Genomic DNA, 14385 nt, shown 5'->3' on the forward strand with positions numbered 1-14385 from the left:
AGGGACGGTGTATTGTGGCTGAATGTTCCCGTTAGCGGCTTGCGGCCTAACGCGAAGAGACCGGTGCACCAGGGAGAGGGGTTTCGTCTCTGTGTGAGGTTAATATCTCGTCCGGTGCTTCGGCCTCTGTCGCTGAAGAGTAATAACTCGGTCTCCGCTCATCAGAGCGCTGTCGGGCTTTGTTCGGCGCCGACAGTGTTTGACGGCGGTGACAGCGGTCAGTTATTCTCTCGTTTATCTATATCAATCGCATTCTGTTTTACGCCTGTACACCCAGAGTGCTCCCAGAGCAGCCGTGGAGGTCGCTCCCAGAAGAATCATCAGCATCAGGTCTGAACAATCGCCAGTATCCGGGCCGTTCTTCTTTTGTCCGGGCCTCTTGTACCGGTTCGTGAATTTCGCCTCGCCGGCTCTGTTCCCGTCCTTTGTGACCTCAGCCTTCACAGAAAGCTTGTTGTCGCGGCTCTCTGTTACGGTGCAGGTCAGTGTGTATTCCGATGTGTCGTAGGTGTAACCGGCTGCGCGGTTGTCCTTCTCCGTCATCGTATAGACGTAGGTTCCGGGCTCTGTGAACCGGATAACTCCAAACTCGTAGGAGCCTGCTCCCCGGACGGTAATCGTCTTTGTCTGCCCGGAGGAACCCTTCGACATCGGCAGACTGTCTGCCTCAGCCGTGGTGCTCTTTCCTTTCAGAACAAAGGTGAATTCTCCGGCCTTAGTCGGGTTGCCCTTAACCACCTTCCGGACCGGCGGGTCCAGATAGCACGGCGTCGGAACCGGCTTGGTGTACGTATTATTGAAGGTTATCTTCTCCCCGACTCCGCAGCTCCAGCTGACACTCATCGGCTTTCCGTCGAAGGCGTCGGTCACAGTCGCTGTGACTTTGTACTCAGCGCCGTCATAGGTCATGTGCTCTTGATCGCCCCTGACCTCGGAAATCGTGTAGGTATAGGTTCCCGCCTCACTGAATTTCAGTTTCGGGAAGGCCACGCTTCCGTCCGCCTTGTTTTTCGCCATAGCCACAACCCTGCCGGTCTCATCCTTCATCCGGAAGGTGAATTCGCCCTCCGCCAGATCTCTTCCGGCCAGTTTCTTTGTGACTGAAATATCATCGGTTACCGAGGACTCGCCCGGTGTCGGCTCGTACCGGTTCGCAAAGGTGAACAGCGTTCCCTCCGGATCGGCTTTCGCCTCCAGAAGTCCCTTTCCGTCGTCCTTAACGGTCACCTTGAAGGTTTTCTGGCCGTCGTTAATCACGCCCGGCTGATTTCCGGTTTCGATAACTGTGTATGTGAAGGTCTTTTCGCTGCTGTCTCCCAGATCGTCCTTGGTGAACGTGATGTCTCCGAAATTCACAGCTCCGCCTTCTCCGTTCTTCACCTCAGTGCTTTTCGGCATCGGCGCTTTGTCCTCTCCTTTGAGAACAAAGGTGAATTCGCCTGCCTTCAGCGGCCGGTCTCCGCTCATGGTCTTCAGACCCGATACGTTAATCACCGCATCATTAGCCTCATAACGGTTGGTGAAGTCCAGCTTCTTCGCACCGTCGCTTTCCACGCTCAGCTGATTTCCGGACGGATTCACCGTAACCTTCACGCTGAAGGACTCCGTCTGAGTGTTCGGCTGCAGCGCCGCGTTCTCCGGTTCATTTTCGGTTACTTTGTAATCGATCCTGTACACGGTTCTGCCGTTTTCGACAGACCTCTTGGCATAGCCCTTATCAACCAGCTTCTCCAGAGAATTTTCTCCGGCAGTGGAATACTGCAGGGCTCCGAACTGAATCGCCGCATCCTTCCCCGCCGCGTTCTGTCCGCTGAGCACCTTCGCGTGGTCGCCGTCCGCATACCGGATATCGAACGTGAAGGCTCCGGCCGGCATGCTCAGGCTTGCGCCGTTTCTGCTGAGCAGTTTCTTTGTACCGGAAGGCGTAATGCTGCCCGTCGCCGTATAGTGGTTCTTGAACGCCGGCTTATTTCCCTCAGCTGTCGCCACAAGCTGTCCGCCGTCGCCCTTCGTCACTTTGACTCTGACCACCTGGACATTGCTGTCATAGGTTACGCCTGCAGACTGTCCGACGGTTTCCTTCACCGCAAACTCGTACTCGCCCTCTTCTGTGAAGGTCAGCTTTCCGAAGCTGAAGGAGGTCGGTTCCCCGTTCTTTCCTCCCGCCACTGCGGTTCTGGTCTTCTCAATCGTGATTTCTCCGCTGTCAACAGCCGCCCGGGTCAAATCGTTACTTCCTTCGATGGTAAACTCGTACTTCTCCCCTTCGTGCATGTCGCGGCCATACAGCGTCTTGGTGCCGACAACCGCGGCATCGTCCTCGAGGGTGGCCGCTTTGAAGCTGTTCGTCACAATCGGGTTATTTCCGTCTACGTGTGCGATCAGATGTCCGTTATGATCATCCTCAACCGTGACCCTGATGAGTTTTTCACCGTTGTCATAGGTCCAGCCGCCCTTGCTCGGAGTCGTAGTCTCCTTTACCGCAAAGGTGTATTTGCCTGTCTTGCTGATGGTCACCTTTCCGAAGCGCAGCGTCTTGCTGTCTCCGGCTTTGATGCCGTTTTCGGTAACCACCGTGTCTTCACTTATTTTAACGTTCTCCGCCGCGCCGCTCTTCAGCGACAGCCGGAAGGTGAACGGTTCCACAGCCTTATGACCGTCTACCGCCTTGGTTACCTTCAGTGCGGTATCGCCTTCCAGTACAGCAGGCTCCGCTTTATAGCTGTTGACAAATTCAGGAGCCGTATTCGCTTCTGCATGCAGCTGTCCCTGTCCGTCATCTGTCACAGTGACAGTAATCGTCTTTGCATCCTCGTCCTGATTGGCGTAGGTCCATCCGTTCGGAGCAGTTTTATTCGTCTCCTTCACTGTAAACCTGTACGTTCCGGCCTTTGTGAAGGTCACATCGCCGAAGCTGACGGGCTGGCTCTTTCCGGCCTCAATCGTCCCTGTGGTCTTCGCTGTGCCGCCGTCCTGCGCTATGGCGGCGCCTCCCTGCGGATTGTCCGCCGCAGGCGTCAGACTGAATCCGTAATCCTCTGTGGAGTCATGCCCGGTCACCTTCTTGGTCACCTTCAGCGCGGTGTCGCCACCCAGTGTCACAGACTTCGCTTCATAGCGGTTAGTGACGGTCGGGCTGTTGCCGATAACCTCAGCTTTCAGCGTACCGGTTCCGTCATCCGTTACTTTAACCGTAATGGTTTTTTCCCCATTATCATAGGTCCAGCCGCCCTTGCTCGCAGTCGTAGTCTCCTTTACCGTAAAGGTATAGATACCGACCTTTGTGAAGGTCACATCACCGAAGCGGACGGGCTCACTGCTCCCGGCTGCGAGGCTGCTGCTCTTTGTTGTCGCGGTATCGCCTCCGTCTGCAATGACTGCGCCCTCCGGGTTGTTGTCGGACGGTGTCAGTCTGAAGGTGAACGCGCTCAGAGCATCACGTCCGGTAACCTTCTTTTTCACCTGCAACGCAGTGCTGCCGCTCAGGGTCACAGGCTTCGCGGAGTAACTGTTAACGACGGTCGGATCGTTGGTATCCTTCCCGTTCGCCACGGTGGAAGCCTCCAGCTGTCCTTTGCCGTTATCGGTGACGACAACGGTAATCGGATGACTGGTCTTGTCATAGCTCCATCCGGAAGCTGCGGCGGGATCCGCGTTGGTTTCCCGGACATTGAAGACATATGTTCCCGCCTTCGTGAATGTCACGTCGCCGAAGCTGACGGGCTCACTGCTTCCCGCTGCGAGGCTGCTGCTCTTTGTTGTCGCGGTATCGCCGCCGTCTGCGATGACGGCGCCCTCCGGGTTATCGGCAGCCGGCGTCAGCCGGAAGGAGAAGGCCTCCTTCGCGTTCCAGCCGGTCACCTTCTTGGTCACCTTCAGCGCGGTGTCGCCGCCCAGTGTCACAGACTTCGCTTCATATCTGTTGGTAAAGACCGGATTGTTATCGGTCACCGTCGCGGCCAGCTGACCGTCGGCATCCTTTGTTACGGTCACCGTGACAGTCTTCGCGTCTTTCTCTCCGTTCGCGTAGGTCCAGCCCTGCGGAACTTCAGTATTGGTCTCTCTGACCACAAATTTATACGTACCTGTCCTTGTAAACGTCACATCACCGAACTTCACAGTATCACTGGAGCCGTCCGCGATGCTGCTTCCGGTGACTGCCGTATTCCCGTCCTTCGCGATGGATGCTCCCTGCGGATTGTCCTCTGCGGGCGTCAGGCTGAACTGGAACGCTTCTGAGGCGTCTCTGCCCTCGACCTTCTTCGTCACCTGGAGCGCCTTGTCCCCGGACAAAATAACCGGCCGGAAGGTATTTGTAACCGTCAGAGAATCCTCTTCGTCGTACTTGACGCCGGCGGAGAGCTTATGGGTCTCCTTATCCTTCGTCACGGTCACCAGAACCTTGTGACTCGCCGTGGAATACGTCACGCCCGCCAGGTCGCCCTTCACCTCTGTCAGCGTATACTCGTAGGTTCCCGCCTCGCTGTAGGTGATGCTGCCGAACGCAGCCTCGGGCGAGTTCTTTGTCGCCTTCACGGTACCGGACTCCGGCATCGGCGCACCATCGGTCACCGCAGCCAGCCGGAACGTGAATTCCGCATCTGGAAGCGCGTCCCATCCGTTGAAGTTCTTTTTCACCTTCAGGTTCGCTTTGGCGTTGGTGTAGATGTTGGTCACGGTCAGCGTATCGCCGGAATAGAACACGGTATAGTTGCCGTCCGGTTTTTCGCCATCGTTCACCGCCGCGCCGCTGCTGTTCAGCTCCTTAACTGTATATTCAATCTTATTGCCGTCCACATAGGCCGGGAGTTTCTCAAACGTCCCCTTCCAGACACTGCTGTCTCCTGACGCGGCGTCGTTTGCGGTCAGGGTAAGCGTCTTTCCGTCGACCTTCTGTGTCTTTCCGCCGACGGTCTGATACAGCTGCATGGTCACACTGTCCGGGCGGACCTTATTTTTGTCGCCGTTATCGTCCCACTTCTTGGTCACGTTCACATCGGCCGTGGTCGTCGTATTTTCCACGGTCAGTGTGTTCCCTTCAATCTCCGGATTGAAGAGCAGGTTGTAGAACCAGTTCCAGACCTTGTTCTGCCCGTCGAATTCCACCTTGACCACGCCGCTTCTGGTTACGGTCACCTCGTAGGATTTCTCATTCGGCTCATAACCCTCCGGCGCCGTCGTTTCCTTCAGCGTATAGGTTCCCGCCTTTGTGAATTCGATGGAAACCCTGCCGTCGGTGCCGGTGGTATAGGTCCTGCTGTCCTGTCCGGAATCGGTCAGTGTGAAGACCGCTCCGTTCAGTCCGCCGCCTGTGGCGCTGTCCTTCTTGAACAGCGTCAGGCTGACCGGCTCGTCGATCTCTGCCTTCTTCATCGGAGTATTCGTGATATTGTAACCGTCATAAGCCGTATTAAAGCCGCTGAGAGCCGTCTCGGTGACAGTATACTTTATCTCTTTTCCGTCGGAATACTTCGCCAGATTCTTCCAGCTGTATTTCCAGCCGTCGTCTGCCGTCACCTTCTTAGTGTCTGTATACACCGCCGCAGAGGAATCTCCCGCCGTGCCGGTGAGCGTAACCTGAATGCTGCCGGGACGCGTGTACCCGGTCTTCCCCTGATACTCATCGTCCTTCCACGTCTTGGTTCCGCTGATGTCCACCGTCTCTGGAGTATGCGTGTTGGTTAGAGTGTAGCCGTCGGTCATATTTCCGGCCACGGCGGTCTTGTATGTATTCGGACCGTCGGTTCCGGTAATTGTATTGTCCTTTACTTCCTCTACCGTATACTGGATTTCCTTCTCGCCGTTATAGCGGGGAAGCCCCTTGAAGCTCGATTTCCATCCGTTGTCTGCGGAAAGGGTAATCGTCTGGTCTTTTCCGTCCGCATCCTTCACCGCCTCGCCGTCCGCATAGAGCTTCACGCGAACGCTGTCAGGCCGGATGCCGTCCTGATTCTGCGCGTCATTCCAGGATTTCGATACGGAAACCTCTCTGACAAAATATTTGTTGGTGTATTCGACATTGTACTGCGTATCCACGCAGTCGATGGTTCCGCTGGCTGTCCTTCCGTCGGTTTTCGCCGCGGTCGCCTGCTTCGGCGGATTCTCCGCCTGAGTAACCGAGCTTTTCAGTGTGTCGAGACGGAAGCTTCCGCCCGGAGCGGACTCCGTCACAGAATAGGTGCTTCCGACAGGCAGATCCAGCAGACGGATCGTCCAGCCCGCCTTTATTTTCACGGTAACCGTGACTCCGCTGCCCGCCTGATAGCGCCCGGTTTCTTTGCCGTCCTTCTCCTCCGGAATCGAATTGGTCGGATTCAGACCGGTGACCAGATTGCCGTTCTCGTCGCGCACGCCGAACACATAATCTCTTCCGTCCTTGCAGACGGCACTGAAGGTGTATTCAAACTGCGCGTCCGGAATCTCAGCGTCAGCGTCCGAGGTCACCTTCTTTGTCACCTCCAGCGAGCTCTGCCGGTAATTTGTGATATTGAAGCTGGCATTCTCCTCGTCCTCAAAGAGAACCCTGTAGACGGAGGAACCGATCCGGTAGTAGGTGTCGTCCCCGGAAACGAAGTAAGTGTCGTCATCCTCCATTCCAGAGGGAACATCGCTTGCGCTCACCTTCGCCAGTGTATAAAGTTTTCCGTCGATCCTCATCGGATGAATAGTATCCGCGTCGATTTCCCAGAAATATCCGAGGGCCTTCGGCTCCTGAAGATCGTAATCATGTCCGGTATTGTATACCTTGATTCCGGTAATCTTTCCTGCATCGTCTTTGACCGTTACCGCAAGGCCGTCTCCCGTGTAGGTTGACGCGGACCAGCTGTTGCCGCTGTTCAGCGTCACATGGGCGCTGGGCGTCTCCGTCTTCCCGTCCTGGATAACGTTCAGCCGTACCTCGCTTCCCTCGCGGGAATCCACGTCATTCACCCATTTCTTGGTGATTTTAACGCTGTCCACCGAAAGAGGCACGCCGTCCGGGTTGGTATATTTCACCGGATTCTGCGTTTCATCGGTCTCTGTGCCTGTATCGTCGTAGGTCAGAGTCGCTTCTGTATTCGTAGTCAGCTTGTAATCGGAGGTGAGGTATTTCTGAACCTCGGAGGTCAGATCGTCGTAGGTCACGACGTCAGTATCCGACAGCCCGGATCTGAAATACTTTTTCATCGTCGAGGGAATCTCGCTGTACGTGCATTTGTTCTTCAGGCTGGTAATCAGGTCGTTGGTATCCTGGCTCGGATAACAAATGAAACTGACCCTGTATGTTACGCCGTTCTCCAGAAGCCCCAGATGCGTAAGATCCCACGTGACGGCGCCGTCCCTGAAGGAAGCCTCCGGCATCGGCGCTCCGACCTCCAGTGTCTTTCCGCCTTTCAGTTTCACGTTCTGGGTTCCGCCGTCGATTGTGCTGATCTTCCCGTCTTTCAGAAGAATCGTATGCTCCGTTCCGTCGGTATCTGTCATGGTGTAGACAAAGGATTTCTCATCCACGGACAGCAGTGAGCAGATTTCGCCGGAGCTGGTAGTGACCTGACTGGTGGTTCCGTCCTTTACGGTGACTTTTCCGATGCCCACCTTCTCAATCTCCTGCAGAATCGCCTTCAGCGCCTTGCTTAGAGCCGCGGAATCACTCGCCGCATAGTAATATGTATCGTCGGGAATCCCGCTATCGTCGCCTGTATAGGCGTAATTTGTCAGCGACTGCATCCGGTCCACGTTTCCGAACACGCCGATCGTATATAGACGTTTGCCTTTGTTCACAAGGGCTCTGGCGTCGTCTCTGGCGTGATTGTAGCAGCGTTCCACACTTGTGGCGTTCTCGCTGCCTGTGCCGTAGACACCGTATTGGCGATAATAATCGTCATCAATGTCCCAATAATCCCAATCCCCTCTTGTGTTGCGGAAGGTGGGATTTCCGTCTGAACAGAAGATTACATAGGTCGGATCGTTATCTCCGAATGAGATGTTCTCCACCTCCTGCAGCGCATCCTCCCAGTTCGTTCCGCCGGATGCGCTGAGCCCGTTCACCGCACTCGAAAAGGCGTCGTAGCTCGTCGTTCTGGGGATGTTGGTCGTCGCCGTTGTCGAGAATGTGACCAGAGCCATCTGCACAGAATCAGGATTGGCGGAGGTGTTCTTGGACAGCAGTTCCTTCGCCAGGCTGTTCACCGCCGTCTTTCCGGCAGCAAGCCTGGTGGTGCTCCCCGCATAATCATTCATGCTCCCGGAGATGTCCATTACAACAATGACATTCGCTGAAACATCAGTGGTCGACTCTCTCGTCGCCCCCTTCACGTCCAGTGACAGCGTGTACGTTCCGTCATGGTTGTTGACCAGTGTCTTCGTGTGCTCCGGCTCGTCCTGTGCGGCCGCGCTGCCCATCGCTGCGGACACAAAAACCGCAACCATCGCCGCGGTCAGCACCAGCAGGAGTCTGCGGAGCATACTTCTACTATTCTTTCTTTTCATAAATCATTCACCCTTAATTAAACGTCTCTTACCTTCTTAAGGTTCTTAACTCCTCAGAGACCTTAATTTCTCAAGTTCCTCAGTTTCTCAGGATTTCTAATCTCCCGAAGCCTTCCGAGTTCCTTAATGTCTCAAGCTCCCCGAGCCTCTCCCAATTCCATCCGGCGTAGAATAAAAGAATCAGTCTCTGCTCATCAGGTCGGATTCTTCATTGGCCTTCTGGGTTTTCCGTTCCGGCGTCAGCCGTCCCGGTATCAGCACACCGGCTGCGCCCGGCTCGCAAGGATTCGCCTTGATTACGACCGTCCCGTATCGGTGCACCGGACGCATTATAACCGCAGGCATTCACCTTGATGTCGACCCTATTAGCGTCAGCCGTCTTATAGAAATAATATCATAAAATGCTTCCTTTTGCGATACTCCCGCTCCCCGCGATGCCCGCCGCATCTGTCATAACACTTGCATTTACTTGTTTTCACGCTCCTTAAAAAATTTAAAGAAAATTTTCTGTCAACGGCAAAATCCACCCTTTTCCGCCCGTTTTCCGCCCGTTTCTGTCATCAACGTCAATAAAATGTCACAACCATTTTTCTTACTCCCCCTTCCGGATTTTCCTACCGATTTTCTCTGATTATTAACGCCGCATCTGTCTCTTGCAGCGATTCTTCAGGCAGTTCAGGAGAGCCGGGCGGTGAGGAGCCGGCGAGGTGTTGGCGAGGAGGTCGGCGAGAGTTGCCGAGCGAAAGCGGCGAGGGGCCGTCGAGGTGTTGGCGAGGGGCGTCGAGGATCGAGACATGTCGGCGAGGGTTGCAAGGATTGAGACATGCCGGCGAAGGTTCGGCGAGGGGCGTCGAGGATTTGCGAAGGTCAGCGAAGGTGCTCGATAGCCGGCGAAGGTTCGGCGAGGGCAGTGAAGGAATGAGCGAGCCGGCATGGAAACTGACGAGGACCGAGGTGAATGGTGAGAACAGCGAGGGGTAGGAGAGGTTCATTTCAACAGTTTTCAATATTTTTCGCGGGCATATATAGAAAATTCTCACTTTTGGTGCTATACTACATAGGAAGGTTGATGTTATGTCCAGTGTATGCCTGCTTAGACCACTCTTTTTTCGGCTTCGTCGAACGGTCGGGCAGGAGTTGATATTGAACGCTAAGAAAGCGAAGGTAAATGATTGAAAGTTGCGATTGTTAACGAAGAACGTAAGGTTCGGGAGTATTTTGTCGTGCTCCTAAAAGAGTATGCGGCGGATAAGCCGATTACCGTGGACTGCGTTTTGTTCGAGAGCGGCGATGCGTTTCTGGCGTCAGAGGACTTCGACCGGTTTGATGTTGTTTTTCTGGATATCGGTCCGACTGATGCGGGCGACGCGATACCTGCAAAGCATGCGACTGATGCAGGCAGCGTGATACCGGCAGAGCATGCGACTGATGCGGGCAGCGTGATACCGGCAAAGCATGCGACCAGAGTGAAGAACTCAAAGGGACTGGAAACAGCGGCAGCTCTGCGCAAAGCATCGGGCACCACAATGATCATACTCTTAGCTGAAAATCGAGATTACCTGAACACGGCCTTTTCCCTCCACGCATTCGATTATCTCCTGAAGCCGGTGAGCCGCCGGCGCTTTCAGAAGCTGATGGACGACCTTTGTCGCTACCTGTTCCACGAGCACGGATATCTCGAATTCACCGCCGACCGGAAGCGAATCTGCCTGCCTCTCAAATCCCTCATCTCCTGCCAGAGCAGCGGCCATTATATGAACATCCGCGATGTCGAGAAGCGTTTCTGGCGCACACGAATGACGATGTCTCAGTTAACAGGGCTGCTGGACGGTGACCCGCGTTTTCTCTCCATCAACAAAGGCATCATCGTCAATCTCGACCATGTTTCCACGATGAGGGACGGCCTTTGTACTACAAAAGACGGCTGCAGCTTCCCACTCAGAGTCCGGCAGCGAACCCAGCTGATTAATCACTGGCGGGAATACATATTCCTGAAACAAAGCCGGTAACGCGCATAGCCGGCCGGCGAGCCGAAGCAGCAAGCCGGTGACGGCGAGGACGACCGCGGCACGACGCAACCGGCCGGCGAGCCGGCTGCGAGGGGGCGACCGCGGCACGACATAGCCTCACGAAAGTTTGCTCAAATGGCATTCGGTTTGTATACAGTCGGAATTGGTTCGAAGCGGAGGTCGCACTGTACGATAGAAGTCGAATTTGGGTTAGATCTTTTGTCCAGTCACATGAATCTGCGGAATATAATGAACTTAATGTTCAATAACTGGTTCTCCGCGCCAGATGACGAGTTAGATGGTGGTCAGCGTTGCCACATTTTTGATTTTTTTTGCGTTTTGTGGCAGATTTTATTACAGTTTCTTCCATTTTTGGTAAATAATTCAATATAAGGCAAGTCTAACCGGTGTCTTTTTACCGTTTACACAAAATGGCAGCATAAAATCTGGACTACATGTATATTTTCCAGGGTTTTGAGCGGAAAGCCTGCCACATTTTTGGTTTTTTTGTAAAATGTGGCAACTCCTATCAGCACGATAGGTTTATAGGCACGATTTCTTCATTTACCCTTCCCGGTGCGAGCACCACAGCATACCTTCCGACCGGATTTTTCTGAATAATACAGAATCCATCCGAAGAGTGCCGGCCGCATTTCGCCTCAGGCCTCCGAATCATATTTATGGAGCAGCCATCGGAAATCGTGACACCGTATATGAATCCAACCGGGTCTTACAACGCAATCCGATTCCATAATATCCGGATCTGTCATCGTCCCATAAGGATCTGCGGTCGAAATTCCGACGGATGTGGCGGTGCCGGCAGCGGCACCGGTCGCAGCAGCCTCAGCAACGCCGGCGGCGGCATCGGTCGCGGCATCGATAATAGCGGCCAGGCTTACGCCGGCAGCGGCACCAGTCGCAACAGCCTCAGCAACGCCGGCAGCGTCATCGGTCGCAGCAGCCTCAGCAACGCCGGCAGCGGCACCGGTCGCGGTGATCTCGGAAGCGCCGGACAGGACAGCTTCGAGGATGGCGGCGGGGGCCTGCATCAGATCCAGGCAGGGCCCGTCGGTGTCCAGCCGGATGTCCTGGTCGTCGTCGCCGAAGTTGAACAGGGCGAGAAGCTTCTGGCCCCGGTGGTAGCGGCCGATGCCCAGAACGTGGTCGCTGCCGGTGTTGATAATCCAGCAGTCGGCTGCGGAATCGAAGGCTGGAAGAGCCGCACGGATGCTGATCAGTTTCCGGAGAGTCAGGAAGATTCGGCCTTCGCGGGTGGAGGGGTCGCTGCGCAGGGCCGCATCCTCCCAGCGAAAGCGGCCCCGGTGGATGTACCGGGAGTCGTCCCGGCGAAGGGGATCATCATGGTAAGTATAATCATTGGTCTGACCGATTTCGTCGCCGCTGTATAATACGGGGACACCGCTTTGTGTCAGAAGGAACGCGTGCAGCATAATATCGCGGCGAACCGTCCAGTCGAGCTTTTCTTTGTCACCCTCATACTCTGCCGCCTCAATGCCGCAGAGAGAAGCCGTCGTTCCGCAGAGACGCGCGTCGCCGCGGAGCTGATCGTCGTTATAAAGCTCGCCGCGGGAGGGACTGCCCGGCCATCTGCCTGTCAGAAAATCGTTCAGAAATTTTTTGTGAGCCGTCTGCTCCGCGCCGAACTGCGCCAGGAAATCATAGTCCAGTCCCCAGCCGATATCGTCGTGGCTGCGAAGATAATTCAGGAAGGTGAATTCCCGGGGCAGACCGTATACGATGCTCAACTGGTGCTCCAGAAGCCGGACATCCTTTGTCGCCACAGTGTGCCAGGTCGTCGCCATCGTCGTGACATTATAGAGCATATCACACTCCGGCTTTTCGACTGTGCCGAAATAAGGCATCACCTTACCGGGCTCCATCACCACCTCGCCCAGCAGCAGCGTTCCGGGACAGACCACCCCCGCCGCCAGACGCAGGAGCCGTACCAGGCTGTGAACCTCGGGCTGGTTGCGGCAGTCAGTGCCGCGGCGTTTCCAGATATAAGGCACCGCATCCAGGCGAACGATGTCCACCCCGTGATTACAAAGATTGAGCATGGCCTCGGTCATGTCATTGAACACTGTCGGGTTGGCGTAGTTCAGATCCCACTGATAGGGATAGAACATCGTCATGACCACCTTACCGGCCTCACTGCACCAGGTGAAGTTCCCCGGAGCCGTTGTCGGAAAGACATCCGGAATATAGGGCTCGAACTGATTGGGGACGTCCCAGCCGTCAAAGAAGAAATAGCGCGCCTGGGCGTCCGGGTCCCCGGCCCTGGCTTTCTTCGCCCACTCGTGCTCATCGCTGGTATGATTCATCACAAAATCAAGACAGACAGCGATGTCTTTTTTGTGGCAGTCCCTCGTAAGACGGGCCAGATCCTTCATGCTCCCCAGCCGGGGGTCCACCTCCGTAAAGTCAGAAACCGCATAACCGCCGTCGCTCTTTCCCTCCGGACTTTTCAGAAGCGGCATCAGATGGAGATAATTCACCCCGCATTCCTCGATATACGACAGATGCTCCCGGACTCCCTCGAGAGTCCCGGCAAAGCTGTCCACATAGAGGCACATCCCGAGCGTCCGTCCGCTTTTGTACCAGCCCGATCCTTCTCTTTGCTCATCCCATTTGTGCAGAGCGGCGCTCCGTTCCGCGTACATCCGGCGGAGCATTTCAGTGAAATAGGAAAACGCCTGCTCATCATTGTGATACAGCTCACAGTAGAGCCACTTCATCTCATCATAACAGGCAGCAAGGCGTTCCCGAAAAATCCGCTCCCGGCGCTCCGCAGCAGATTCTCGTCTGCGTGCGGACGTATTCTTTTCCGAAGTGTTCTTTGTTTTCCTGCTCATTTTCTTTCCTCAGCGTTTCCGCAAAGCTCCTCCACCTCTTCACGGGTCGGCATCACCCGGAGTGCTCCCCTGCGCGTCGTCACGACGGACGCGGCCGCGTTGGCGAATACCAGCATGCTCCGCAGGTCGCCGACGGACAGGTCGTCCAGCCCATGCTCCAGAACAAAATCAAGTACGCAGGCGCCGAAGGTGTCCCCCGCGCCGGTGGTTTCAATCGTTTTTTCGTTCAAAAAAGCGGGAACCCTGAAGCGAAAGCCTTTGTAGCACGCAAGACTTCCCTCCGGACCCATGGACAGGCAGATCAGACGGATTCCCGGATAGTCCCTCTGCAGAACGTCCAGGCCGGCGTCGAAATCCTCCTCGCCCGTGAACCAGCGGATCTCATTGTCCGCGATTTTCAGGATATCACAATGAGCCAGACCGTAGGCAGTCTGGCGTCTGGCCTCCTCCTCACTCTCCCAGAGAGGCGGCCGGAGATTCGGATCGAAGGACCTGATGCAGCCGGATTCCTCCGCAGCACGAACGGCTTCCCGCGTCGCACTGCGCACCGGCTCATCCGTCAGAGACAGAGTGCCGAAATGAAAAATCCTCGCCCGCCGGATCCGGTCGCAGTCTACCTCCTCGGGCAGCAAAGACATGTCCGCGCCGGGCTTCCGGTAGAAGGAGAAATCGCGGTCACCGTCAGGAAGCTTTTCCACAAAGGCAAGTGTGGTGTGATTCTCCGGATCCTTCCTCAGGCCTCCGATGTCGATACCCTGCTCGACCACAGCCTTTGTCAGCTGCCGGCCAAAAATATCGTCCCCCACCTTGCCGATAAAAGCGACCTTCCGACCCAGCCTGGTCAGCATCGAGAGGACATTGCAGGGCGCACCGCCCGGATTCGCCTCATAGGTCGGATTTCCCTGACCGGAAGGTCCACATTCTGTAAAGTCGATGAGCAGTTCACCCAGAGCTGTCACGTCAATATCTTTCTCTAAATTCATCACATACTCCGTTCCATCGCCAGATCAGCGTCTGCCGCACATTCCGTCTGT

Annotated in this window: 5 protein-coding genes; 1 reads left to right on the forward strand and 4 read right to left on the reverse strand. The window is 55.5% G+C overall.

Annotation, left to right across the window (positions count from 1 at the left end):
• Positions 1-243 precede the first annotated feature (243 nt).
• Together BHK98_RS07165 and BHK98_RS13530 are read right to left on the reverse strand one after the other, a co-directional pair.
• The gene (locus BHK98_RS07165) at positions 244-8469 is read right to left on the reverse strand and encodes a Spy0128 family protein (RefSeq protein ID WP_083628121.1); all 8226 of its coding nucleotides are present in this window, start codon (positions 8467-8469) and stop codon (positions 244-246) included.
• Between the two features lie 180 nt (positions 8470-8649).
• Positions 8650-8814, reverse strand: a complete 165-nt coding sequence (locus BHK98_RS13530) for a hypothetical protein (RefSeq protein ID WP_158024474.1) — start codon at positions 8812-8814, stop codon at positions 8650-8652.
• Positions 8815-9641: 827 nt separating this feature from the next.
• Here BHK98_RS13530 and BHK98_RS07175 point away from each other — a divergent pair.
• Positions 9642-10478 (forward strand): LytR/AlgR family response regulator transcription factor, encoded by an 837-nt coding sequence (locus BHK98_RS07175; protein ID WP_075712881.1) that lies wholly within the window; start codon positions 9642-9644, stop codon positions 10476-10478.
• Between the two features lie 659 nt (positions 10479-11137).
• On the opposite strand, the gene BHK98_RS07180 is transcribed toward BHK98_RS07175, so the two are convergent.
• Both BHK98_RS07180 and BHK98_RS07185 read right to left on the reverse strand, forming a co-directional pair.
• Positions 11138-13351, reverse strand: a complete 2214-nt coding sequence (locus tag BHK98_RS07180) for an alpha-amylase family protein (RefSeq protein WP_075712883.1) — start codon at positions 13349-13351, stop codon at positions 11138-11140.
• On the reverse strand, positions 13348-14334 hold the full coding sequence (locus BHK98_RS07185) for a carbohydrate kinase family protein (RefSeq protein WP_075712885.1): 987 nt from the start codon (positions 14332-14334) through the stop codon (positions 13348-13350). The genes BHK98_RS07180 and BHK98_RS07185 overlap by 4 nt, the downstream gene beginning before the upstream one ends.
• Between the last annotated feature and the right edge of the window lie 51 nt (positions 14335-14385).

The organism is Hornefia porci (assembly GCF_001940235.1).
Classification (GTDB): domain Bacteria; phylum Bacillota; class Clostridia; order Peptostreptococcales; family Anaerovoracaceae; genus Aminicella; species Aminicella porci.